A 22,012-nucleotide genomic window follows, 5' to 3' on the forward strand; every position below is an offset into this window, starting at 1 on the left:
CTGGTCGGATGATTGAATTGTTCTCTGAGCCTCTCTTCGGCGTCTATTACATCCAGACGCAGGCAGAATTTCAGCGCCCCGAGGCTAAGGTTTTCGTCAATTGGCTAAAATCTCAGTCGCAAGTCGTATCGAGACACAACTCTGCAAGCTGAGAAGCTTCTATTGACCCCTGCGTGTTTGCTCATCACCGTTGGTTTCGCCTTTTTTAAGGCTGCTTTGTAGAGGAGCCCGCTGCGATCAGAGCCGCCATCCCTCCATCGATGAACTGCACGTTTTGAAAACCCATCGCAGTCAATACATTTGCCGCTGCCGCGCCTCGATAGCTCGGAGCTCCGCCACAAGTGGTGAAAATTCGCCTTGCACGATCCTGTAACTCTTGAGATCTGTATTCACTTTCAAGGTCTGCCATCCAAGCGACGGCGCGACCAGGAGCCGGAATTTCTCTCGGGCTGATACCTGTGGCCGCCATTTCAGCGCTATCCCTTACGTCCACCACAAGTGCGTTGGGGTCTTCGATCAGTACTGCCAGCGCGTCAGTTGCTGAAATTGGATTTGCTTTGGATATTTCTTGAGCTTCCATTTGTGCGAATGTTAAGACCATGTTGCCCCCCGACTGCAAATCTTACGCTATGCTACCATGCGGCTGATTTACCGTAAAACGGCATCCAAGCGATGATTGCCGGTCTTGTGGTCGCCCAGACGGTTGCCATCAACGAAGTTAAACAAGTCCCGGTCAACGGCAGAAGCGGGCCTCGCAAATGCCCCAGCCATTGCTGTTGATCAGTGACTACTCTGCGGCCAAAGCGTTCTGCCTGCAATAACACGATGCCTTGATCGGCACCTCGGCGCGAGCAGTGGCCTTGTCCAGTTGTAGCTTAATGTGGGTGGCTTCGACCGTTTCACCGCGCCGGACGAGACATTCGTGCAAGCCATGCAGGCTCCAGACGTTGCCCGGATGCTGACAGGCCCGGCTAAGCGTTGCATCCAGGCCAAGGTCTGCACGGTAAACAGCTTCGGCTTCCTCCATCTGGCCCTGCTCAAGAAGAAGAGCACCCAGCGCATGACGGGTGGGTTGCATCCAGCCCCAGGGCTCGTCGTACGGCAAGTTGTCGTCGATCTCGACTGACTTTCGCAGGTGGTCAAAGGCCGTTTCGTGCTCTCCTGCGTGATAGGCCAACTCACCCAGCATCATTTGCTCAGCGACCTTCAGAATGTCCCGGCATGTGTTGTTGAACAGCATTCGGGTCTCAGGAACTCTGGCCAGAGCATCATAGAACTTGGCTTTTTCACTCTCGGCTTCGGCGACCCTGTGTAGGTTGGCCAAGGCAACCGTCCTTGCATACCGCATCATGGCGATAGTGACGCTGTAGAGCTCCGCATCTTCAGGTAACTCCTGATCAAGGATAGCCTGCCAGCGTCCAAACCTGATCAATACATGTTGTTTCATAGGAATGAACGCCTCGAACCAATCAGCCATTGGCCGAAGTGTCTCTGAAGGTAAAGTTTCGACAAGCTCATCGGCGGCTTCGATTGCTGCCGATGGTTGCCCCAAGAACATCGCACCGTATATTTTAAAGTGATAGTTGTGGCACCGATAGACGGAATAGAAATTGTCAGGGCCTTCTCGCTTAAGAAACTTGCGATCTGCCAATATGGCTTTGTGATTTCGCAGTACCACGTTCATGTAGTCTCCGCACAACACGTCGATATGGGTCGGCATGTGCAACAAATGCCCGGCCTCGGGCACCAGCGTGCCGAGCACATCCCCGTGACGCAGTGCCCGTTCGGGGTGGGGCGACATTTCCATCAGGTGAATATACATGTGCAATAGTCCTGCGTGCTCCCATGCTCCGGAAAGTGTATCGAACGCATTTTCGAGCACAGATACTGCCTCGAGCGTATCGGCCCCTTCGGCGGGCTTTCCGGACGGCAAATCCCAAAGCTGCCAAGGTGTCCGGTTCATGAGCGACTCGGCCAGAATCGCGGACACGTCCAGGTCCTGATCGAATTCGGAGTGAACCTTTCGCATCGCATCAGCGAATGCATCATTCCATGGGCTGAAATCCTCGATATCCGATGAGGATGGATAACGCGCTGGAATGGCTTCGATGAGCGCGCGTTCAACAGGCGTCAGTTTGTCCTTTAACGATGCAGCAGCCTCGATTGACGCTTTTGCCAAGGCGATACAGTCAGGCTTCTCGTCTTCTTCGAATGTTTCCCAGGGCTTGTTGTAGTTCGGCCCAATGCAATACGCGATGCCCCAGTGCGCCATTGCGCAATTTGGATCCGCAGCCACGGCATTCTGAAAGCATACAATCGCTTCTTCGTGGTTGTACGCGTAAGTCCAAGCCAAACCACGATCAAACCAAAGCTGGGCTTCGTCCGACGAGGTTGTGATCTTTCGGCTGTAGCTACCGAGATCATAGTATTCCATCACAATAACCCCCTAATTAAAGGTAGGAGGTTACCACAATGGGCTGTTTCTCGATACTGGCGACATCAAAGCCGACCCAAGGCATAGACCCGACTTATATGAGCCCCATTTGATCGAAGCACTCTTCTTGGCGACTGACCAACTTATCGGCTACGTGAGTGACGCGTCGTCCAATCCATCCACAGTAGCCCACCGACAAGACCACAAACACCGCTCGCACACCTAAGACGGGCTTTTGACAAAGCTGATGTCGGCAGTCAGGTTGGTCTTTTCCGCCAACTAACACTTTTGGGGCCTGGTAACGTCGTGCGACAGCTTCTGTTCTAACTGGCGTTGAAAACGTGTAATTTGCGCTCATTGCGGGCGTCAAAAATACGGGCACCCTATTCTTCTAGCGTGGCAACTGCATGGTCGTGAGAGGTATGCGGTCGATGCATGTTGAGGATACGTCGAGCTTCATTCGATTTTCCCGATATTGCCAGCGCATGCGCCAATGAAAACTCAATAATATCGCGTTGCGCCCGGCTACCACCAAGGCGTTCGTGCTCAGACATGACACTTACGAATTTCTCAATCGCTTCGTCCGCGTTTCCATCCGCCAAAGCACGGAATGCGCCTGCTACCGAAGCAACGGTGGGGCCTGCGGGTCCCTTTGCGCCGTCAATGGTTGCTTCCAGACGCTCTCTGTTTCCAGCCATCGCATGCGCAAGAGCAGCGTGAACATCCGCAAAAGCCAAGCCTGGTGAAGGAAAGAACTGAACAGCATAGTCGCTGAGTTGTTGCCAACGCTCCTGAGGAATTTGCTCGCCAGCCAAAAAGGCGCGGTGAACAATTGCCACACTATCAGTCAAAACGTTCAGTGGTGGCGCAGGAGGTCGGTCGGGGGAAACATAATCATCGAACAGCTTCCACATACCTGCCACATCGCCGCTCTCAAGCGCCCACAGAGCGACGTGCCAGCTGAGATGGCAGTGCAGATACGCTGTGAAGGGATAGTCTTGCCAGAATTCGCGCAGATAAGCGTAGCCAGCGTCCGTCTCCCCGTTCTCATAGTAGAGATGGGCCCTGACATGTGCACTGTGTGCGCTGTCTGGCTTCAACTCAAGCGCGCGCTCGATGTTTTCCGCGGCCGGGCCGATCTGTCCGGCCTCCATCTGGGCAAATGCATGCTGGCAGAGAAACCACCAGTCGTCACCATAGTGCGGCTTCAACATGGTTGTGTACGCAAGCTGCTCCGCCTCGCGTCCAGCCTGACCTGAAAACCCTATTAAGCCAAATACGCTGGTACATGTCTGAGCAAGCAAAATATCTCGCGGATGGTCTGTGACGTGATCCCGGATGCGCCTGTAGGCCTGCGGTGCACGCCCCTCAATGAGATCGCTGATAATGTCGATCTGGGCGGCTTCGCGCGGGCTGACACCATGCGACAGTTCCTTTGCGACGGCTATTTGACGCTTTGCATCTTGTCCACGCCCGACGGTAACAAGGTAGCGAGCAAGCCCGACATGGGGCATGGCAAAGCTATCATCTGCCTGCATTGCAGAACGGTAAGCTTCTTCAACATCATCAAAAGCACCCAGAAATCGGTCGATGCCTTCAACGTAGGCGTCTCGCGCAGTTTGTGATGTGGTCGTTAGCGGGCTTCCGTACCGATCTTCAAGCATCCAAACCTTCCACTTTCTGTACCAAACCTGTCCGTCAGTGAGCTATATGAGCATGCCTACCCATAAACGAGTCAAAGGAAATCGACGTTACGAGGCGCCATGATTTCAGCATCCGTTTCTTTCAGAAGTCTCATGAAATCATCAACATGCCGTTTAAATCATATTTGCTTTATCAAATCCCGATTTTCCAAAATTGGACTCCGAAAGCAATTTTGGGGATTATTCCATACGGCTCGACCCGCGTCCGGTTAGAGGAGAAAGTAGGTATGACAACCCAAACTCGCCCGCTCATTGATACGGCTTGGTTGGCAGATAACCTGACTAACCCGAAACTACGCATCATTGATGTTCGCTGGAAGTTTAGGGAGGAAAACGGCAAGGGCGTAGCCTATGACGATAGGAGCGAGTTCCAGGCCGAGCACATTCCTGGCGCCGTGTATGTTGGCATGTCGACGGAGCTTGCAGACAGCACTCAGAACACTCCCGACATGATGCTCGGCCGAGAGGACTTCGGGGAAAGGATGCGCGAGTTGGGTGTTTCCAACGACAGTCATGTCGTGGTCTACGATGACTCCGGGCTTCCATTGGCGTCTGCGCGTCTTTGGTGGGCACTTTCGCACTATGGCCATAAAAACGTGCAGGTCTTGGACGGCGGCTTGCAGCAATGGAAACTCGAAGGTCGACCCACTGAAACTGGCGATCTAACCGTTGAGCATGGTGACTTTGAACCAACAGTGCAGAGCAATTGGATTGCCCGCAAAGCTGATGTCTTGGATGCGATGGGTAAGCCCGGAGTCAGAATTGTGGACTTTCTACCAAACAACCTCTTCCGAGGCGACGGAGTTCACACATGGGGAGGTCGCTCGGGACATATTCCCAGTGCCGTCAACATACCGGCGATATCGAACATCGATCCGGATTTGGCACACATACCCATTGCCGAACGTGCAGCTAAACTAAAGGAACGTGGTTCATTCAAGTTGGCGGATCATTCCAAGCTCCTCAAGCACTATCAGGACAAGGGAATTCAAACTGACGATGAGGTCATCGCCTATTGCGGCCGTGGCATAGCTGCTTCTTGTGGGCTCCTTGCGTTGCGCCAAATGGGGTTCGAAAAGTCCCGCCTGTACGATGGTTCATGGGCTGAGTGGAGCGCCGATGAGAGCCTTCCGGTTGAAACCTCGTGAGACTACGATTTTGGGTCACTTTGGGCGGTCCAATTATTGACGCGTTGCTAGGAGGATATTTTTGATGACGGACAATTTCCGGCTGACCAAAGAGGCTGCGCAGAAGTACAACAACCATAGTGTGCCTGCGATGTTCGGCCCATTGGCTGAAGCAACAATGCAGAAGGTTCAGCTTCGAAGCGGCACTTGTGTTATCGACATCGCATGCGGCACCGGGGCTTTGACGCGAGAGATTGCAAGGAAACTGACGGGCGAAGGCCGGGTTGTTGGCGTAGATCTGAACGAAACCATGATTGAGGTCGCGCAGTCCAATCAGCCGGATTGTCGTCATGTGCTCGAGTGGTATGCAGCAGATGTAACCGAGTTACCTTTCGGAAATGCTACGTTTGACTATGCCTTCATACAACAGGGGCTTCAGTTCTTCCCCGACAAATCCGCCGCTTTGCAAGAGGTTCATAGGATCTTGCGCAATGACGGTCAGCTATTTTTGACATGTTGGCGCGCAGTGTCGCCCTTCAATGGAGCGCTTGAAAAAGCTCTCGAACGGCATGTTGGAACAGATGCCGCAGTAAAAGCCAGAGCGCCTTTTTCGTTTCGAGATGGGGACCTCATTTCGAACTTGTTGGTCGATGCAGGCTTCAAGATAGCTCGTCACGAGCCATTGGTACTTGAGCGAAGATTTATTGATCTTCGCGCGCAAATCATGGCGCTGCCAATCGAAACCGATCTTAGGGATGCAGGTGCTGACGTCACCAACAAGGTCGTGGAAGAGGTTGCAGACGCTTTGTCTAGATATGACAAAGAAGGCGTATTGCACGTACCGCAAGAAGCGCACCTATTTGTCGCCGCGGCATAGGTCAACGACCACTGACTTAGTTCTCCATTACGATCTTTGCCATGGTCGAAAGACAATGCGGCATTAGTGGCGGCCGAGCCTGGCTCCGCGTTGACGGTTGAGTCTGCATCAAACTATACTTTTGCCATGCCTAGCGGAAAATACATCGACGATTTGTCGGTTGGCGAAACCTTCGAAACCGGAGGCATTACGCTGACCGAGGGAGCGATTATTGACTTCGCACTGGTTCATGACCCGCAGCCCTTCCACGTTAACAAAGTGGCTGCCGCAGAGTCGATTTTCGGCGGTCTCATAGCCAGTGGATTTCAGACAATAGCGCTTACTTTCAGGTTGTTCCGCGACACTGGTGTACTTACCGGAACCAATCTGGGTGGACATGGTATGGACGAGGTACGGTGGCTGGCTCCGGTGTATTCCGGTGACACGATCAGCGTGCGCGTTACGGTTGAGGCAATTACACCGTCACGTTCGAAGCCAGACCGGGGAACGGTCAAATTCCGATACCAGACATTTAACCAGAACGATGTTGAAGTTCTTAACCTGGTCATGCACCACGTGATGGCATGTCGGAGTTAAGGCGGTTTGCAGCGACTGGGGCGCGGCGATCAATTTGATCTCCCATTGTCATCTTCAAGAGTATCCTTGGGCTCGCCACATAAGGCTTCTATTGCTGTGGTCGTGGCGTACATGCAAACTAGTTTGTTCGCGTGTTCTCAATCCTTTTTGCCTAAATAACTACTTGTAGATTGCCGCATAGCGAGGTGCGAAGAACTTAACGAAGGCTTTAACCTCTGGCCGACGATAGGCTTCCGGCGAAATGAGCATTAGGTGCGGCACCGCAAGTTCAGGGATTTCGTCGAAACATCGGATGAAAGACATGTCTGTTTCCACCAGCTTGACATTGCTGATACCAAGGCCTTGCCCTGATCTGATTGCCGCATGCATAAGCTCGAGTTCAGTGAAAGACATAACGATCTGTTCCGGTGCCACGTGATTGGTCAACCATTCGTGGAATACATTCGGTACATCGTCCCGCTGAAAGGTAACAAACTGATGCCCGGCCAGATCATTCGTTGACCCCGGTAAGCCAAATTTGTCCGCGTAATTTTTGCTGCCGAACAAAGACCAGCGGGCCGTGCTGATCTTACGACAGATCAGGTCAGGATCGGGATCGGTTCTTGCAAGGCGCAAAGCAATGTCGGCCTCGCCCGCCATCAGGTCCAGCGCCCGAACGCTGGACAAAAACTCGAATGCGACATCCTGATTGTCGGCGGAAAACTCGTTTACGATTTCAATCATGCGTGCGGAGAAGTTTGCCGAATAAGCGGTGATACGGATGGGTTGTGTCGACGTCAATTCCTTCGCGCAATCGGTAAATTCGAGGACTGAAGCCTCGATTGCTTCGGCGAGGGGAACGAGGCGAAGGGCTTCTGGGGTCGGTTTGAACCCGTGCGTACCACGCTCAAACAGCGTCAAGCCTGTTTCTCTTTCGAGAACATCAATGCGTCGGGCGACCGTTGGTTGGGAGACCTTTAGCTTTCTGGAGGCCGCAAGCGTCGATCCTTCTCTCAAGACAGAGAGGAACACACGAATATCCGACCAATTTCGGAACCCGTTCTTCATTTTTTTAGAACAGCACAATTTTGTGCCGGATACCAGAAAAACAGGTGAACAGTTACTGTTGTTGCGACAGCGCAAGCAACTCGGAAAGGACCATGAGATGGCTTCCCATACAATGTCACCCAGCATCTGGACCGTATTTGGTGGACTGTTCGGTAGGACCAAGAGAGGCTTCCCCGAAGCCTGGAAGCCGCGGCCTACAGCTGACGATTTTCACGCTGAACGCGACTATATTAATGACGTGATCTGGAGTAATCCCGATGCGTTTTCGAGTGAGCTTGACGTGCAGAACATGGTGAGTCTGTATCCAGGAAGGTTCTGACGACACTTGGTGACAATCGGCCGAATAAGGCGATTAGATCACGCCAAATGCAGCTGCAAGCTGGAAGTGGCAGCCACGCACCTGTGTTGTAGCCATTGAGTAAGTACCAATACGAGACTTTCATGAAGCCCGCGAAAGAACCCAGGCCGATTTACTTAGCTCAATCACCCCTTTTTGCGCACCACGACAACAAATTGGGTCATCGAAAAGAAGAAGCGTCCAGTCCTTGCAAGGCTGAGCTGCTCATCAAACCACGATTGCGCAACTGCGGGATCAACATGGTCATTTGCGACAGTGTATTGCTTCATGAGGTGCATCATCATGATTGCGAGGCCATCAGGCTTCAACTGGTGATCCGTCATTGTGAACGACAAGACATCTTCCACACGGTCGCCGCGAGCCTTTATCAGCGCGGGCAGTCTTTCCGGGACGGAACCACTCACAAAGTGCTGGTTCCAGGATGTCAGCATCTTTTGCATTCTGTCGGGCTCATCGCTGAACCAGATCAAGCTGCCAAAGTGTAGATCGCTGACGACGAGGCGCCCGCCGGGTTTGACGCACCGCAGCGTGTCAGCCAACGCACCGTCTACGTCTTCGATGTACTCAAAGACCTGTACCGAGACGGCCTTGTCAGCACTCTCATCCTCAATGGGCAAGCTATTTGCGGCACCAGCACGAAACTCCACGTTTGCGTAGTCGCTGCACCGTTCTCTAGCAGCTGCCGTCATGTCAGCGCTTGGGTCGATCCCGATGACATAGCCATCCGAGCCAACTGCCCGGGCCAACTCAACTGTTAACATCCCGTTGCCACAACCGATGTCCAAAATAGTTTCACCAGGAGCCGGGCACAGCGCATCAAATGAAGCCTGTCTTCGCCGCGTCAGTTCTGCGCCTTGATAGGCGATTTCAAGTAATTTCGTTGTTTCAGCGTCAAATTTAAGCAACTCTCCACCCCTACAAAGCCCACATGCCCCCAAAACCTTATCAGAAATTGAGCTATCTACGAAAAGCAGGACGGATCGTTGAGGCTTGAACATGGATCCACCAACAATAAATGAATGCGCCGACTTGATCCGACGAATGATTTAACCCCGAGAGCGAAGGACGCATCTGCCGCTCTATCGGACCAGCTTTTCGTGGCGTTTCGAACGTTAGAACAACATCAATTCAAGGGATGTCGAGGCCGTTCTCTCGTCCGAAATCGGTATAGAAGCTGTCACTGCGGCATCGGTTTAAAGTGGCTTCGTCCGCTTCTCTTGGGTCGGTGCCAGGGCTTTGGACACCTGTTCCTTCTATGAAGCGGTTCACGAGATTAAAGACACCGCAAACTTGGATAGCATCGAACAGCGCACTCTCCGACCAGCCTGCCGCGTAGACTGCTCTAGCGTCGGCTTCTGTCATTCGGGATGGTGAGACAGTGAGCTTTTCAATGTATGCCAGCAACGGTTTGAGGTGATCCTCGACGGGCGCCGTATCGCGGTCTTCCATCAGTGCCTCGATTGTCTCGACTTCAATACCGTAGGCTTTGGCGAAAACGATGTGCGCCCCATGGCAATACGCACAAGCATTCAATCCCGAGACATAGGCCGCAATGAGTTCACGTTCAGCAACCGAGAGGTCGCTCTCGCCCCTCATCACAAGGCTTTCGTACGCACAAAGCGGAGAAAGTTTATCTGGAAAGGCTTGATAGACACTTCCAAGTGTCGCGTTCTCCGGCAGAGATGGAAACAGGCGTTTCATTTAATTCTCTTTCAATCTTGCTATGGATTACGTTTTCTCAAAGTGAGGAACCAACGTTGTTTACGCAACCTTAAAGCAATTTCGGGTTCCGCTCAGAGATTCTGTTGGGATACTGCGAACGGTAAGTTTGCCAGACGACACCCCCAACTTGTTGCTGCTTGGTTAAAGGCAATTTCATTTGAGCCGTTCTCGTAAATTTGCAAAGTCAGCATTCTGCGCATCGCTGACCTTTGAGTTCGAGGAAGCTCTTTGAACTTTGTGCTCACGATTACCGCTGAAGGGATGTTCACGAGTGTCCGAAGTTCGGATTAGCCGGCGGTTGGCTGACAAAGGCGCAAGGGCTGCAACCGCTCCATAATTGCGACTTATGTTAAATCCCAATCAGTCTGTGGATCGGGGGCAAAATCAGCAATCCAAATAGCTCTGAGCGTCCGTATCAGACTGCCGTCGCTTTCATTTTTGTGCCGCGAATGAAGCCAAATAGACCACACCGCCTCGGCCGGTTTCATCGAGGAAGCTGAGCAGGTTTTCTTATCTATGTGAGCACTGTGCTTGGCGTCCAAGTAGAACAAACGGCCGTCGACAAGTTTGACTTCTAGGTCTGGTGTATAAAGCTTAGGCCTGTACCGACGCCCTTCATAAGCCTCTAGCGCCGCTTCTTTGTTTGCAAATGCTCTTCCGGTTCCCATGTCGATTGTGCAAGGCTGTGGCTTAAGCGAGACCACACGAGGGTCGACCTGCATGCAACGAACCAGTGCTGCTTCCATTTGGCTTTCGAGCTGAATGACGCCTGGGAACTTGACGCCAGACATTTTGCCAGCGCGTTTTTTCATTCCGCGCTTGTGAACGCGTCGGGCCGTCGGGGGTGCGTGTCGATCTATCCTCATACGGGCTCTATACATGCATCCATTCGCATTGGCAATGGGCTCGATGCGAATAAAATGATTGCGACAGATGATGACTGAAGACGAATTTCAAGATTTGGCCAAAACCGAAAACTGGATTGCCCTCGGAGCGTGGCTGAATCGCGTTGTCCAAGACAGCCAAGCCTTTGGGTTCGCGTTTCCGGACGATGCACTCCAAAGCGTTGCCGCGATCAGAGGCACAAAGCCTGCAAGCCTTCGCAATCCGATGTCCGCTGCGAAATGGTTAGAACAAAACCGACCCGATCTTTTTGAATCAAAGCCCGACTGGCTGGCCATGATGCAAGTTATTTTGCTTTCAAGGATAGATCGGTATGACCCCAAGAAATCCAAAGAGATAGCTGATGCCGTCCTTTCAGGGGAGTTGTCTCAAGCGGATACAAAATCTATTCTTGATGAAGTTCGATTGGCGGAGAAGCCTGCGGTCGTGATTGCTAGAGGTGGTTTTGGCGGCCAGCGAAGAGCCCGAGACTTCGAAGTAAACGCAAAAATGCTTTTCAAACAGAACACTAGTGACATCTTCAATGTGGAAAATTTGACTGTTCGAGAAGGCAGAACGTTCGAGCCTCTTGCCACAGACTTAATCGTATACAAAGGCTCGGAGCCTTTTGCGGCGATTGAGATCAAAGGCCCGAGGAATAGAATTGATCCTGGCTACTTGATTGACCAACTGGCAAGAGCAGCACTTCTTTTGAGAAAGGTTCCTCAAGTACTATACGTTGTTCCTGAGCAATCTGAGTACAAACTGGTTGAACTTGTAGCGATACGAGACAAACTCGAAATCGAAGGAATTAAATTTGGGACATTGCCGGAGAAAAGTCGGCTCGCACCAAAAGATCTAAAAGTTCTGGGATGATGCACTCTCTAATGTTGGGTGTTATGCCGTGCGCGAAGGTCTGCAATGCGCAGAAAGCAGACTTTGCAAAGTATTGGGTGCAGGCCGCAACAGACGTCTATGTTCTCAGTATTCTGGGCCTACGTGAAGTTTTACGTCGCATTCGATCTCTTAGGTCGAAAACAGCGCAGCGGCATAAGCGTGGATTGGCAAAATTCAGCACCAATCAAAAATGGTGTTCAGAATGTTGGAAGTTCATTCGATTCCCGGCGCGTTTACCGCGCGGGAATGTGAGCAGATTGTCGCTGCGTCAAAAACAGCCCCGACGAACGAGGCTCTGCTCGTCGGCCAGAACAAGGACCACAACCTGCGCAGGGCAGATGTGACGTGGTTGGATGATGTTCAAGGCACAGGGTGGGTGATGGCGCGGCTGATTGACGTAGTGCGTCGCTCCAATGCTGACAAGTTCGGCTTCGACCTGAACGAGTTTGCTGAAAGTCCGCAAATTGCCTGCTACAAGGCATCAGTTGGCGGCCATTTTGCATGGCATTCTGATATCGGGGATGGGCCGACCGCTCGGAAACGCAAGCTGACGCTGGTTGTGCAACTTAGCAAACCGGGAATGTACGACGGTGGCGATCTGGAAATCATGCCCGGTGCTTATGCGGTCACCGCCAGCCGTTATCAGGGCTGCGCGACTATTTTCCCGAGCTTCCTGCTCCATCAGGTGACGCCAGTGGAGCATGGTCATCGACGCTCATTGACCGTCTGGGCCCATGGCCCGGCATTTCGCTGATACCACTGTCAGTCTTTTCCAGATTAATCCAAAACTATGTCACACTCCGGGGCGGGTAGATATGTGCTCACTGGACACTGGGGTATTTCTTCAACATTGTCAGCAACCAGTCGGGCGGAACCTCGATACTTGAAATCATTGCACCCAACTCCCGTTCCCTCACTTTCCGGGCCGCGTGCTTTGGCGAGAACCAGCACCTTTTTCGCTCGTATTTTTCCTTCCACTTCTTGCTGAGTTTCTCCACGACCATCGGGTAGAGTGTCACGCGGCAAGTTATTGCGGTGCCGTCATCGAGGAGTTTGAAATAGTCGTATGTCCCAAGCGGTGATTTGGAAATAGCGCCCAAAGCGCCTGCTTCCTCCCAGGCTTCGATCTTCGCGGATGACCACGGACTTTTTTTCTTGTTCGTCCATCCCTTTGGCGGGACCCAACGTCCTGTATCTCTGGACGTCACCAGCAACACCTCTACCTTGGAAGCGTTTGACAATCTCAAAGGCAGCGCTGCAACCTGCGCATACAGCTTACCTGTCGTTCGGGCGGCCTTTCTGATTTTGCTCATATTCGCAAATACCTTTACCCCTCAAACAACAGATCGATCAGGTGTATTGTGTGCCTTGTCGCGCAACACTTTCAGTTCCAATTCGTCTTCCTCATGAATCCGTGACAGTATCTCTTTGCTGCTCACGACGGAATACGGCTCGCCGCGTTGAGTGACGACCAAGTTTCGAATGTCGTGTTTCGCCATCAGGCTGAGAGCAGTTGAAAGTTTCGAACCAGTCGCACATGTGATTGGTTTCTCTGTCATCCAGTCATCCACGGTTTGCTCGTAAAAGGAGGACCCTGAATCCGCGAGGCATAGCAGCACATCATGATCCGTGATGATCCCGACTAACTTGTCATTCTTAAGTACGGCGAGGGCATTCACTTCCAAAAGTGCAATCGCGACCGCAGCTTCGAATACGGTTGTGTCAGCGTCGCAGAATGGGCGTCTTTTTAGATTCTGTGCTTCGACAATGCTTGAGATCGTCATTCTTTTTTCCTCGTAAGAATGCGCCCGACCAAACTGATGGTTCGGGTGCGGGAAAACGTCAAACCAGAAGTGGCATCATTGCGGTTGCAAGGCTCAAGACGAGGAAGAACCCCGCCATGTCGGTTATAGTCGTCAATAAAGGGCCGCTGGCGACAGCGGGGTCCTGACCGATACGTTTCAACAGCAATGGTAAAACACCGCCAATGGACACGGCGACGACGGTGTTGAGCCCAAGTGCTCCACCAATCACCAGCCCCAGAAACGGATTGCCTTTCCACATCCAGGCAACGACGCCAATTAGAAGCCCCAGAACGAACCCATTGATCACCCCGACCGACACTTCTTTTATCCAGACACGCATGGCGTCGATGGGCCGGACAAGGCCGAGGGACAACTCGCGCATGCTGACGGCGACGGCCTGATTGCCCGAGCATCCGCTCATGTCGGACACCATCGGCAGGAACACAGCCAGCGCGATAACGGCCGCGAGGGTTTGTTCATAGGCGGCGATCACACTGGCGGCGATCACATTGAGAACAATGTTGGCCGAGAGCCATTGAAGCCGTCGCCTCGCCCGAAGCGGCAGTGGCATCGACCGAAGTTCATCACCGAAAACACCCTGGCGTTTCAGGCTGGCCGATTCCGCACGTTCCAGCAGGGCTTCATCGACGGCAGACCGCGAGACGACGCCCACCAGATGCCCATCCGCTTCAACGACCGGTAATCCAAGAAACGGGTGTTCATCGAACAAGTCTTCCAGCTTCTCCAGCGGCATGTTGGCTGGGGCGGTAATTGGGGGCACCATGATATCGGTCAAGCGCGCGCTTCGGCGTGTGGACACGAGGCTGCGTAGTGAGACCACGCCAATTGGAGTGCCATTTGAATCCAGCACATAGGGATGCTGACCCCGATAGCGTTCAAGGTCATACTCTTCATTCGCGAAGCGCCTGAGCACTCTTCCCACTGTGTCGGTCTCGGAAAACGTGAAGGCTTCGGCAACCATGAGGCCTCCCGCAACATCGTCCTCATATTCCACCAGCCGACGAACATCTGCGGCGTCCTCAGGATCCATCCGGGTAAGGATCGCTTCCGCATCTGCGTCTTCAAGCTCTCCGATGACATCGGCCTGAACATCAGAATCCAGCTCTTCGATGACCTCTGCGGCCTGCTCCGACTCCATGCGCTCGACAAGATCGACCGCCATCGCGTTCGGCGCCTCTTCGACAAGTTCGGCAGCTAGTTCCGGTGGCAGCAAAGATAGTGCGGCACTCCGCTGCTCTACTGGCAGATTGAGCAGTTCACGCAGGGCATCGCTCAAGGGAAGCGGATCAAGCAGTTGTGCGAGTTCAGCCCCGTCACGCTCTGCCAGGGCTTGCTGCAACTTCGTTTCCAGTTCCCTCGGGATAGTATCGGTGTCTCTCATCTTTCTTTCATTGGTAGAGATTCTGGCCAGTGCAAGCTCTATAGCAGATTATTTTTGCCTATAGACAAATTATTTTTGTCAATATAGGTAAAAATCATGCTAGAAAATGACTGGATATCTATGACCGCCGCACGCCTGGCCGAACTTTACGATCAGGACTTTGGCGGTAAGCCAAATGGACGCTATCGAATCCCGGACAAGCTCGTCCGTCGGATCGCAGTGCGTAGACGTTTATACGAAACAGACATCCGTGCACTGTCGGTTGCACTTTTTGAACTTGGGTACGTGTTAATCGACATGGACACGTTTTACGTCGTGATGAGCGCCAATTCGTTTGTGAACTACAGACGTGCCAACGATGACTGCATAGAGTAGATGCTATGGTGAAGCGTGTCTCACACCCAGAAATCATAGGTTGGCGTGAACGCATCAGCCTGCCTGACTTCGGAATAGAGAATATCCCGGCCAAGATAGACACCGGTGCAAGAACCGCAGCACTCCATGCTGTGGACCAGACGGTGTATGAATTTGACGGCGTGCGATGGGTCGAGTTCATGATACCAGTCCAAAACCGCCGTTCACCAAACCGGGTTCGAACCAGGGTTGTCGACGAACGCGAGATCAAGAACACAGGTGGCGTCCCCGAACGTCGACTGATCGTGAGAACGCAGCTTTTGCTTGGACGGCATCGTTGGCAGATCGACGTCTCTCTGGCCAACCGTGCGAAGATGGAATTTGATCTGATCCTTGGCCGCACCGCCATTCGCAGGCGGGGGATTCTAGTCGATCCGGGTCACTCCTATCTGCTGGGTTCCGGAAAAGCTCCAACAAGGATCAAACAGAAAGCAAGAAGCACGGACTCGGAGGGACAACGCCAATGAAATTTGTCATGCTGGCTCGAAATCCAGAGCTTTACTCCCACCGTCGTCTGAAAGAAGCCGCTGAGCAGCGCGGACATGAGCTTGATATAGTGAACACGCTGCGCTGCTATATGAACATCGCTTCACGCCGACCCGAGGTCTACTATGACGGGAAGAAGCTTGGGCGTTATGACGCGGTGATCCCCCGGATCGGAGCGTCGGTCACATTCTATGGGTTGGCCGTGCTGCGACAGTTCGAGATCATGGGGGTCTTTCCGCTCAACGAGTCAGTGGCGATTGGCAGATCGCGAGACAAGCTGCGTTCCATGCAACTCATGGCGCGGGACGGCATTGGCCTGCCTGTCACCACCTTCGCTCATGATCCGAAGCAAACCGGCGAAGTTCTCAAACTCGCCGGCGACGCTCCGCTGGTGGTCAAGTTGCTGGAGGGAACACAGGGCATCGGGGTGGTTCTTGCCGATTCAAACCGCTCGGCAAAATCCGTAGTTGAGGCCTTTCGCGGCGCGAAAGTTAACATCATGGTTCAGGAATTCATCAAGGAAGCGGGCGGTGCGGATATCCGTGCGCTCGTGGTTGGTGGGCGCGTGATTGCAGCCATGCAGCGCAAAGGTGCCGAGGGCGAGTTTCGATCCAACCTGCACCGGGGTGGAAGTGCCCAGCCTATCAAGATCTCACCCGAGGAACGCTCTACCGCTGTGCGAGCTGCCAAGACGATGGGGCTAAATGTCTGCGGCGTAGATATGCTGCGCGCCAATCATGGGGCAGTTGTCATGGAGGTGAACTCCTCACCCGGACTTGAAGGGGTGGAAAAGGCAACTGGCATTGATGTTGCAGGCAAGATCATCGAGTTTCTGGAAAAGAACGCCGCCAAGGGAAACAGCAAGACCAGAGGGCGCGGATAGCAGCCATGCGAGAGCCATTTGAAATCGGCGGTTTCACCGTCCCAGCAGGCACGCGGGCTACGCTGGACCTGCCGGTGAGCGTGATGTCCGATCATACGCCGGTCAGCATGTCCGTGCATGTGGTTCACGGCCGCCGCCCAGGGCCAGTCCTGTTTGTCAGCGCGGCAATTCATGGCGATGAGGTGATTGGCGTCGAAATCGCGCGGCGATTGCTACGGGCACCTCATCTTGACAAGATCGCGGGCACGTTGCTGGTTGTGCCAATCGTGAACGCGTTCGGCTTCATGACCCAATCGAGATACCTTCCAGACAGGCGTGACCTGAACCGGTCTTTTCCTGGTAGCGAAGGCGGATCATTGGCGGGCCGCCTCGCACATATATTCATGACCGAAATTGTTGAGCGTTCCGATCTCGGTATCGATCTTCATTCTGCCGCTATTCACCGCACCAACTTGCCTCAGATTCGAGTGTCTCCGGCCTCGGATGCGACGATCAGATACGCCGATGCGTTCGGTGCGCCGGTCGTCATGATTTCCAAGTTGCGCGACGGGTCCCTGCGAAAGGCGGCCCAAGAACGCGGCGTCGACGTGCTGCTGTTCGAAGGTGGCGAAGGGCTTCGATTTGACGAGCTTTCGGCGCGGGCGGGGCTCGCCGGTATTCTTCGGGTAATGAACGCGATGGGCATGGTTGCCAAGCGCGGGATCGCGTCTGTGCGTGAGGCGCCCGTTCATGCAAGAATGAGTTCCTGGGTACGCGCTCCGGCTGGTGGATTGCTAAGAACATTCAAGGCAGCGGGCGAATATGTAGAGGTCGGCGACTTGCTTGGCCGGATCTCGGACCCGTTTGGGGAAATCAGAATGGACGTTCTTGGAGAAGCGGACGGCATCATTGTGGGCCGCACTAATTTGCCATTTGTGCACGAGGGCGACGCCTTGTTTCATATCGCCAAAACGACGAGCGCGGATGTTGAAATGCGGATCGACATGATCGCCAATCAGCTCGACGGCGATCCAATGTTTGATGAAGACGAGATCATTTAGATAGTCCGAATGTAAAAACGCGGGGCAGTTGCCCGCCCCGCGCCAGTTTACGAGATTGCACGCAATCCGCGGCTCGCCATTACCTCCCAAGCGGCAAGTCCGATCAGCGTCGATCCCGCTATCCATGCATTGGCCGTCGCCACAATATGGCCGGTGAAGTTCAACGCTGCCGGCGCCACGAGCAACAGGAACCCCATTGCCGATACCGGAGCCACCCGTGCGAGAAGGTGGCTCCGGCCGTCAGCGCCGGACATGACCAGAACAACAATGCCAGTTGCCATGAAGGCGATTGCTTCAAGTTCAGCCATGCCCTGCAACAGCGTTTCCTCACGAAACAGGACAAAGGGAGACAAAACCAACCAAATACCCATCGCGGCAAGCAGCCATTTGTGGGGAGGGATTGGCTTCCTCATAACCGTGACAACCTTTGCTTACTGATCCCCTTTGGGACCAGGGAGAAGTTCTGCGTCAACGGCGGCAACCAATTCGTCGTCATTGATGAAACCATCAGCATTCGCGTCGATCTCCAGGAAGAGATCATCCGAGACTTCAGGATACTTGGTCTGAAGCTCTGCCAGCGACGCCAGGCCATCACCGTCCATGTCAAGATCAGCGGGCATGGCGAATGCCGGAACAGCAAACAGCGAAGAGAGAAGAGCAACAATAGAAACTCGACTCATTTTGTTTTCTCCATGAGAAAATGGGCTTCTTGCCCATTGTGGGGTTGGTGCAGCGCTCCGGTGTTGGTGGCAAATCTACAGGGGTCAGATTGCAACGGTTCCTCAGCTCGGGATCTCCACTACAAAATGAGAATTGTTGATTAGCGTTCTGATCTGGTGGGGGCACTTTCGCGCTGCACTTGGTATATCGCACGAAATATTTGTGTTGAAAAACGAATTTTATTCTCGGATGATATCGAAAAATGGAATAGATAATCCTTGGATATCGAACAAGCTCGAACCTTTCTGGCCGTTGTTGAAACGGGCACCTTCTTTGATGCTGCGAAAAAGGTCCATGTCACCCAATCTACGGTGAGCATGAGAATTCGGACTTTAGAGCAGCAACTTGGGCAAGTGCTTTTTGACCGCAGCAAATCTGGCGCAGCGCTGACGAATGCGGGACATCACTTTCTCAAACACGCACAGTTGCTTGTGAGAACCTGGGCACAAGCGAAGTTGGACGTTGGTCTCCCTGTTCCAATAAGAGCAGCGCTAGAGATTGGCGCCGCACCCAGCCTTTGGGACGGATATCTTATGGGTGCTTTACCCGAATTGATGGAAACGCTGCCAGACGTTGCCATACGGGCCTCCGCAGCTTCTTCCGATGCTCTGTCGCGGGAGATCGAAGAGGGCGACCTCGACTTGGCCATAATGTACCAGCCCCGACGGGCGTCGGGATTGTCTGCCCTCCAACTATTCCAAGATGAATTTGTTCTTGTAAGCAGCGGTCCCATCGGTCTGCCGAACAAGCTGGGAGATGCGTACGTTCTCATAGATTGGGGCCCTGAATTTAAGGCTGAGCATTTATTGAATTTTCCAGAGCTTGATGCACCTCGTCTTCAATTGGGTATCGGGACCCTGGGCCTTCAGTATTTGAAGTCCATTCCATCTTCCGGCTACTTTCCAAAACGGGTCGTAGAAGCGGAACTTAGGAGTGGTCAACTAAGCTTGATAAAGGAAGCTCCTCGGTTTGCCTTCGCAGCATATGCGGTCTTTGCCCAAGATGACGAGAGCGGTCTTCCGGGCCAAGTCGCCCGGATACTTCGCAATACCGCTAGTTCGTTTGGTTGAGCACCTCAGCCCGAAGCGGAACTGGAAACTTTCAGCGTCAACTTGACGGGAGTATATTTAGGTAAGCATCTCGAAGTTTAGCACTTCGACGCCCAACAATTGAATTGGCTATATCCGAGCAATGCAAAGTCCAGACCCCGAAACCAGTGTATCTTTGGTGAGCTCCAAGAAACTTGAGGCCAAGATCCTCACACAATTGCGTGCCAAGACTGTTCACTGAGATTGCTCCAATCTCACGAATAAAGATCTCTCTGTCGAGAAGCTCTTCCAACTCTGAAACAAAACCTGAGAGGAGCAAGCGAGTCGCATTCTCATGTCCACGCGCAACATAAATCGCCGGGCAATATGCAAAGTAGTCCCCTGGCAACAAAGGACGTTTCAGATGATCCGGTGTAAGCTCTGCTTCATCGAACAGTAGTTCAAAGAAACGTTTTTCGGGATCGGACTTTGGAAATATCAAGCCAACGTGCCCAACGATTTTCGACCCAACCATTACATAGGGTCCAGACAAAAGGCCCGATTTTTGTATGTCACGCCATACCGTATCAGCGGCTGAAAACCCACTGGGTAAGCCATCTCCATGGTCCACCTCCATGCATGCCACGGCTTCTGTTACCGCCGATGAGGAGCCACCGAATTCGTTAAGCACTTCCTGATTGTTTAACAAACGATAGGCAGACCCTGAATGCTGTGGTCGCCCGGCCTCCCAATCCGCTCGGCAAGCAACCACATCCTCTAAGCTCCAACCGAGCTTTTCTTGCAGTTGGTACTCAAGGTCACCACGAATATACGACAGCGAGCGCTCATATTTGCTAATGGCGTCAACACTTACGTTGAGTATCATCGCCAGTTCCTCTTGCGTCATACGGCCATGGCGACCGCTGCCAATTCGATGGGAACGTAGTTTCTGAGCAAAAAGAGACGTCCAATTTTTCATTTTGGTATTGGGAACTGCTGGGTTCAATAGCACCAGCATGCCAAAAGTCTTCGCCTTGCCCAAGCTTCTTACGGGTTTCTTACAGGTTTTTACGGTTGTGGTCCGTGGGTTTCGGCCACGGGCTCAGGCAGCGTGAGCATTGTCGACCTTTGTTAAGGAGAAAGACTATGCCCTACTGGACGATACCCTTTGCGTCACTTTTTGAAATGCTATGCTTTGCGGGACCGCGTGGTCGAAAAGGTCGTGGACGACGAGCAAGAGAAGCAAGAAAATAGAACTAATAGGCAGTCGATCATGAGATCGGGGCTCAGCAAAAACGTTCAGCTTGCAATGCCCTTATGGCCCGCATTGCTCGCAAGGAAGGTCGAATTCGAGCCGAAAGCCGAAGTAGTTGAGTAAAATAGCACGCATAGGCAGCAACCTTTCCGAGCTTGGCCATCAGCTGCGCCGCAGAAAAATAGGCGGCCGCTCATGCAATGCGCAGCGAGATTTGGAGAACTGACGTATGAGTTGGGGGCAAACCTGTCGGTTGTATTGGATTTCACTGTACGTCAAATATCAACGCGATCTAATTGTTTGCAGCGCTCTTTATCGACGTTATCAAATGCAATCGCATGCTTAACGCTTTGGGGCACAATATTGAAGACCCTAAGGAACTTGCGTCTGAGCTCGTTTCAAAGTCTGAGAAGGTAGTTCGCCAAACAATTTCCGGTATTCTTTGGCGAAATGTCCTCCGGAAATAAAACCGTGTGCAAGTGCTGAATCCTTCACAGATGCAGCGGGTTCCTCGACGCTGAGCAAGTGTTCACGGACCGAAGTCAAGCGCCGCTTCAGAATGAATTGCCACGGCGACTCCTTGAATATCTCAACGAAATTCTCATGAAGCTGGCTCCGCCCCACACCTGCCGCTTTACACATTTCCGAAATTGTTAGTTTCTCTATAGGGGTCGCACTGAATGCCTCTCTCGCAGATCTGACACAATGAAATGCTGCATTGTCCTGAATTGTCTTTCCGGTCGAAAACAGCTCCAATGATATAAGCCACGTCGCCAACTCGGCAAACAATGCGCACTCACCATATGGCGTCATTGCAAATTGCCGATGAGCTTGGTCCCAGGGCATTGCCGCCTCGAAAGCTCGACTGACCATAAATGTGAGTTCGTTTGCGAGATTTGTTCCAACGTTGAGTTTTTTGTGTGCGTTGGGCAGTTCAGCGATGCTTGCGCCGCTCAGAGACCAAATTTCATCCGTCAGTCTTTCGCGATTAAACGCGATAAAAAGCACCCTTCGGTCTTGGCCGATATTGCAGTAATCATGTTTTCCGTTGAGCAAATAGACATCGCCTGGATTTGAGCTCCAACCATTTACGCAGTAGTCACCGGTCCAAGACAGAGGCACCATAAGAGCCATCATGTCTTGATCACCGAGCACAGTCCAAGAAGATCGCGCCTTACTCGACGCGAGATTGACAAAACTGTCGTTGCCGTACAGCCAGCAATCCTTCAGAGAAAGATCACCACTCCCGAGCTGCACAAGTTCGAACTCCCGGGCAGGCGCTCTTGCAAAGTGTTGTGCGAAACTCTTCAGCGGTTTCAACTGCATCAGGTTCCTCCAAACGATATGCCGTGCAAA

The 22,012-nt window shown here is 52.8% G+C and carries 24 protein-coding genes; 10 read left to right on the forward strand and 14 right to left on the reverse strand.

Annotated elements, in window-relative coordinates:
- Positions 1–205: 205 nt before the first annotated feature.
- The 3 genes from ACR0KS_RS16705 to ACR0KS_RS16715 form a co-directional block, all read right to left on the reverse strand.
- Positions 206–601: a rhodanese-like domain-containing protein gene (locus tag ACR0KS_RS16705; RefSeq protein WP_170567598.1), complete on the reverse strand. Its 396-nt coding sequence runs from the start codon at positions 599–601 to the stop codon at positions 206–208.
- Positions 602–787: 186 nt separating this feature from the next.
- Complete coding sequence (locus ACR0KS_RS16710; RefSeq protein ID WP_170415561.1) at positions 788–2,434, reverse strand: tetratricopeptide repeat protein; 1,647 nt, start codon at positions 2,432–2,434, stop codon at positions 788–790.
- A gap of 383 nt (positions 2,435–2,817) precedes the next feature.
- Complete coding sequence (locus ACR0KS_RS16715) at positions 2,818–4,098, reverse strand: tetratricopeptide repeat protein (protein WP_170415296.1); 1,281 nt, start codon at positions 4,096–4,098, stop codon at positions 2,818–2,820.
- 146 nt (positions 4,099–4,244) lie between these two features.
- Here ACR0KS_RS16715 and ACR0KS_RS16720 point away from each other — a divergent pair, with 146 nt between their 5' ends.
- From ACR0KS_RS16720 to ACR0KS_RS16730, 3 genes are all read left to right on the forward strand, one after another.
- The gene (locus ACR0KS_RS16720; RefSeq protein ID WP_170415297.1) at positions 4,245–5,285 is read left to right on the forward strand and encodes a sulfurtransferase; all 1,041 of its coding nucleotides are present in this window, start codon (positions 4,245–4,247) and stop codon (positions 5,283–5,285) included.
- A 64-nt stretch (positions 5,286–5,349) separates the two neighbouring features.
- Positions 5,350–6,141 (forward strand): methyltransferase domain-containing protein, encoded by a 792-nt coding sequence (locus ACR0KS_RS16725; RefSeq protein ID WP_170567596.1) that lies wholly within the window; start codon positions 5,350–5,352, stop codon positions 6,139–6,141.
- Between the two features lie 126 nt (positions 6,142–6,267).
- Positions 6,268–6,717, forward strand: coding sequence for a MaoC family dehydratase (locus ACR0KS_RS16730; protein ID WP_170415301.1), 450 nt, complete (start codon positions 6,268–6,270; stop codon positions 6,715–6,717).
- 159 nt (positions 6,718–6,876) lie between these two features.
- Here ACR0KS_RS16730 and ACR0KS_RS16735 read toward each other — a convergent pair whose 3' ends face one another.
- From ACR0KS_RS16735 to ACR0KS_RS16750, 4 genes are all read right to left on the reverse strand, one after another.
- Complete coding sequence (locus ACR0KS_RS16735) at positions 6,877–7,764, reverse strand: LysR family transcriptional regulator (RefSeq protein ID WP_170408191.1); 888 nt, start codon at positions 7,762–7,764, stop codon at positions 6,877–6,879.
- A 483-nt stretch (positions 7,765–8,247) separates the two neighbouring features.
- Positions 8,248–9,120 (reverse strand): methyltransferase domain-containing protein, encoded by an 873-nt coding sequence (locus ACR0KS_RS16740; RefSeq protein ID WP_480693273.1) that lies wholly within the window; start codon positions 9,118–9,120, stop codon positions 8,248–8,250.
- A gap of 130 nt (positions 9,121–9,250) precedes the next feature.
- The gene (locus tag ACR0KS_RS16745) at positions 9,251–9,823 is read right to left on the reverse strand and encodes a carboxymuconolactone decarboxylase family protein (protein WP_093964968.1); all 573 of its coding nucleotides are present in this window, start codon (positions 9,821–9,823) and stop codon (positions 9,251–9,253) included.
- Between the two features lie 365 nt (positions 9,824–10,188).
- Complete coding sequence (locus ACR0KS_RS16750) at positions 10,189–10,656, reverse strand: hypothetical protein (RefSeq protein WP_170567594.1); 468 nt, start codon at positions 10,654–10,656, stop codon at positions 10,189–10,191.
- A 121-nt stretch (positions 10,657–10,777) separates the two neighbouring features.
- On the opposite strand from ACR0KS_RS16750, the gene ACR0KS_RS16755 reads away from it, so the two are divergent.
- Together ACR0KS_RS16755 and ACR0KS_RS16760 are read left to right on the forward strand one after the other, a co-directional pair.
- Positions 10,778–11,602, forward strand: a complete 825-nt coding sequence (locus ACR0KS_RS16755; RefSeq protein WP_170567592.1) for a hypothetical protein — start codon at positions 10,778–10,780, stop codon at positions 11,600–11,602.
- 223 nt (positions 11,603–11,825) lie between these two features.
- Positions 11,826–12,377, forward strand: a complete 552-nt coding sequence (locus tag ACR0KS_RS16760) for a 2OG-Fe(II) oxygenase (protein ID WP_170416215.1) — start codon at positions 11,826–11,828, stop codon at positions 12,375–12,377.
- A gap of 67 nt (positions 12,378–12,444) precedes the next feature.
- Here the strand turns inward: ACR0KS_RS16760 and ACR0KS_RS16765 are convergent, their stop codons facing one another.
- Genes ACR0KS_RS16765 through mgtE form a run of 3 tightly spaced genes read right to left on the reverse strand, consistent with a single transcriptional unit; the run spans position 12,445 to position 14,830 of the window.
- A complete protein-coding gene (locus ACR0KS_RS16765; RefSeq protein WP_170567590.1) occupies positions 12,445–12,936 on the reverse strand; it encodes an NUDIX hydrolase in 492 nt (163 codons plus the stop codon).
- 21 nt (positions 12,937–12,957) lie between these two features.
- Complete coding sequence (locus ACR0KS_RS16770; RefSeq protein ID WP_170567588.1) at positions 12,958–13,407, reverse strand: CBS domain-containing protein; 450 nt, start codon at positions 13,405–13,407, stop codon at positions 12,958–12,960.
- A 58-nt stretch (positions 13,408–13,465) separates the two neighbouring features.
- The gene (gene mgtE / locus ACR0KS_RS16775; RefSeq protein WP_170416209.1) at positions 13,466–14,830 is read right to left on the reverse strand and encodes a magnesium transporter; all 1,365 of its coding nucleotides are present in this window, start codon (positions 14,828–14,830) and stop codon (positions 13,466–13,468) included.
- Positions 14,831–14,950: 120 nt separating this feature from the next.
- Here mgtE and ACR0KS_RS16780 point away from each other — a divergent pair, with 120 nt between their 5' ends.
- Genes ACR0KS_RS16780 through ACR0KS_RS16795 form a run of 4 tightly spaced genes read left to right on the forward strand, consistent with a single transcriptional unit; the run spans position 14,951 to position 17,653 of the window.
- The gene (locus ACR0KS_RS16780; RefSeq protein WP_480693274.1) at positions 14,951–15,205 is read left to right on the forward strand and encodes a hypothetical protein; all 255 of its coding nucleotides are present in this window, start codon (positions 14,951–14,953) and stop codon (positions 15,203–15,205) included.
- A 5-nt stretch (positions 15,206–15,210) separates the two neighbouring features.
- On the forward strand, positions 15,211–15,711 hold the full coding sequence (locus ACR0KS_RS16785) for a putative ATP-dependent zinc protease (protein ID WP_170416205.1): 501 nt from the start codon (positions 15,211–15,213) through the stop codon (positions 15,709–15,711).
- Complete coding sequence (rimK, locus tag ACR0KS_RS16790) at positions 15,708–16,613, forward strand: 30S ribosomal protein S6--L-glutamate ligase (RefSeq protein ID WP_170803231.1); 906 nt, start codon at positions 15,708–15,710, stop codon at positions 16,611–16,613. The genes ACR0KS_RS16785 and rimK overlap by 4 nt, the downstream gene beginning before the upstream one ends.
- 5 nt (positions 16,614–16,618) lie before the next feature.
- Positions 16,619–17,653 (forward strand): M14 family metallopeptidase, encoded by a 1,035-nt coding sequence (locus tag ACR0KS_RS16795; protein ID WP_170567580.1) that lies wholly within the window; start codon positions 16,619–16,621, stop codon positions 17,651–17,653.
- Between the two features lie 47 nt (positions 17,654–17,700).
- Here ACR0KS_RS16795 and ACR0KS_RS16800 read toward each other — a convergent pair whose 3' ends face one another.
- The gene (locus ACR0KS_RS16800; RefSeq protein ID WP_170416199.1) at positions 17,701–18,066 is read right to left on the reverse strand and encodes a hypothetical protein; all 366 of its coding nucleotides are present in this window, start codon (positions 18,064–18,066) and stop codon (positions 17,701–17,703) included.
- A gap of 18 nt (positions 18,067–18,084) precedes the next feature.
- Positions 18,085–18,333: a hypothetical protein gene (locus tag ACR0KS_RS16805; RefSeq protein ID WP_170416197.1), complete on the reverse strand. Its 249-nt coding sequence runs from the start codon at positions 18,331–18,333 to the stop codon at positions 18,085–18,087.
- 258 nt (positions 18,334–18,591) lie between these two features.
- Here ACR0KS_RS16805 and ACR0KS_RS16810 point away from each other — a divergent pair, with 258 nt between their 5' ends.
- Complete coding sequence (locus tag ACR0KS_RS16810) at positions 18,592–19,443, forward strand: LysR family transcriptional regulator (RefSeq protein ID WP_170416195.1); 852 nt, start codon at positions 18,592–18,594, stop codon at positions 19,441–19,443.
- 37 nt (positions 19,444–19,480) lie between these two features.
- On the opposite strand, the gene ACR0KS_RS16815 is transcribed toward ACR0KS_RS16810, so the two are convergent.
- Together ACR0KS_RS16815 and ACR0KS_RS16820 are read right to left on the reverse strand one after the other, a co-directional pair.
- Positions 19,481–20,419: a helix-turn-helix domain-containing protein gene (locus tag ACR0KS_RS16815; protein ID WP_170567578.1), complete on the reverse strand. Its 939-nt coding sequence runs from the start codon at positions 20,417–20,419 to the stop codon at positions 19,481–19,483.
- A gap of 609 nt (positions 20,420–21,028) precedes the next feature.
- Positions 21,029–21,982, reverse strand: a complete 954-nt coding sequence (locus ACR0KS_RS16820; protein WP_170416191.1) for a helix-turn-helix domain-containing protein — start codon at positions 21,980–21,982, stop codon at positions 21,029–21,031.
- Positions 21,983–22,012: the final 30 nt, after the last annotated feature.

It is taken from the genome of Ruegeria sp. BC7 (assembly GCF_056539165.1).

What these genes read in the sequence shown, in the direction of transcription:
- ACR0KS_RS16705 (WP_170567598.1), bottom strand. Translation starts at nt 601, where the DNA reads ATGGTCTTAACATTCGCACAAATGGAAGCTCAAGAAATATCCAAAGCA.
- ACR0KS_RS16710 (WP_170415561.1), bottom strand. Translation starts at nt 2,434, where the DNA reads ATGGAATACTATGATCTCGGTAGCTACAGCCGAAAGATCACAACCTCG.
- ACR0KS_RS16715 (WP_170415296.1), bottom strand. Translation starts at nt 4,098, where the DNA reads ATGCTTGAAGATCGGTACGGAAGCCCGCTAACGACCACATCACAAACT.
- ACR0KS_RS16720 (WP_170415297.1), top strand. Translation starts at nt 4,245, where the DNA reads ATGCCGTTTAAATCATATTTGCTTTATCAAATCCCGATTTTCCAAAAT.
- ACR0KS_RS16725 (WP_170567596.1), top strand. Translation starts at nt 5,350, where the DNA reads ATGACGGACAATTTCCGGCTGACCAAAGAGGCTGCGCAGAAGTACAAC.
- ACR0KS_RS16730 (WP_170415301.1), top strand. Translation starts at nt 6,268, where the DNA reads ATGCCTAGCGGAAAATACATCGACGATTTGTCGGTTGGCGAAACCTTC.
- ACR0KS_RS16735 (WP_170408191.1), bottom strand. Translation starts at nt 7,764, where the DNA reads ATGAAGAACGGGTTCCGAAATTGGTCGGATATTCGTGTGTTCCTCTCT.
- ACR0KS_RS16740 (WP_480693273.1), bottom strand. Translation starts at nt 9,120, where the DNA reads ATGTTCAAGCCTCAACGATCCGTCCTGCTTTTCGTAGATAGCTCAATT.
- ACR0KS_RS16745 (WP_093964968.1), bottom strand. Translation starts at nt 9,823, where the DNA reads ATGAAACGCCTGTTTCCATCTCTGCCGGAGAACGCGACACTTGGAAGT.
- ACR0KS_RS16750 (WP_170567594.1), bottom strand. Translation starts at nt 10,656, where the DNA reads ATGAAAAAACGCGCTGGCAAAATGTCTGGCGTCAAGTTCCCAGGCGTC.
- ACR0KS_RS16755 (WP_170567592.1), top strand. Translation starts at nt 10,778, where the DNA reads ATGATGACTGAAGACGAATTTCAAGATTTGGCCAAAACCGAAAACTGG.
- ACR0KS_RS16760 (WP_170416215.1), top strand. Translation starts at nt 11,826, where the DNA reads ATGTTGGAAGTTCATTCGATTCCCGGCGCGTTTACCGCGCGGGAATGT.
- ACR0KS_RS16765 (WP_170567590.1), bottom strand. Translation starts at nt 12,936, where the DNA reads ATGAGCAAAATCAGAAAGGCCGCCCGAACGACAGGTAAGCTGTATGCG.
- ACR0KS_RS16770 (WP_170567588.1), bottom strand. Translation starts at nt 13,407, where the DNA reads ATGACGATCTCAAGCATTGTCGAAGCACAGAATCTAAAAAGACGCCCA.
- mgtE (WP_170416209.1), bottom strand. Translation starts at nt 14,830, where the DNA reads ATGAGAGACACCGATACTATCCCGAGGGAACTGGAAACGAAGTTGCAG.
- ACR0KS_RS16780 (WP_480693274.1), top strand. Translation starts at nt 14,951, where the DNA reads ATGACCGCCGCACGCCTGGCCGAACTTTACGATCAGGACTTTGGCGGT.
- ACR0KS_RS16785 (WP_170416205.1), top strand. Translation starts at nt 15,211, where the DNA reads ATGGTGAAGCGTGTCTCACACCCAGAAATCATAGGTTGGCGTGAACGC.
- rimK (WP_170803231.1), top strand. Translation starts at nt 15,708, where the DNA reads ATGAAATTTGTCATGCTGGCTCGAAATCCAGAGCTTTACTCCCACCGT.
- ACR0KS_RS16795 (WP_170567580.1), top strand. Translation starts at nt 16,619, where the DNA reads ATGCGAGAGCCATTTGAAATCGGCGGTTTCACCGTCCCAGCAGGCACG.
- ACR0KS_RS16800 (WP_170416199.1), bottom strand. Translation starts at nt 18,066, where the DNA reads ATGAGGAAGCCAATCCCTCCCCACAAATGGCTGCTTGCCGCGATGGGT.
- ACR0KS_RS16805 (WP_170416197.1), bottom strand. Translation starts at nt 18,333, where the DNA reads ATGAGTCGAGTTTCTATTGTTGCTCTTCTCTCTTCGCTGTTTGCTGTT.
- ACR0KS_RS16815 (WP_170567578.1), bottom strand. Translation starts at nt 20,419, where the DNA reads ATGCTGGTGCTATTGAACCCAGCAGTTCCCAATACCAAAATGAAAAAT.
- ACR0KS_RS16820 (WP_170416191.1), bottom strand. Translation starts at nt 21,982, where the DNA reads ATGCAGTTGAAACCGCTGAAGAGTTTCGCACAACACTTTGCAAGAGCG.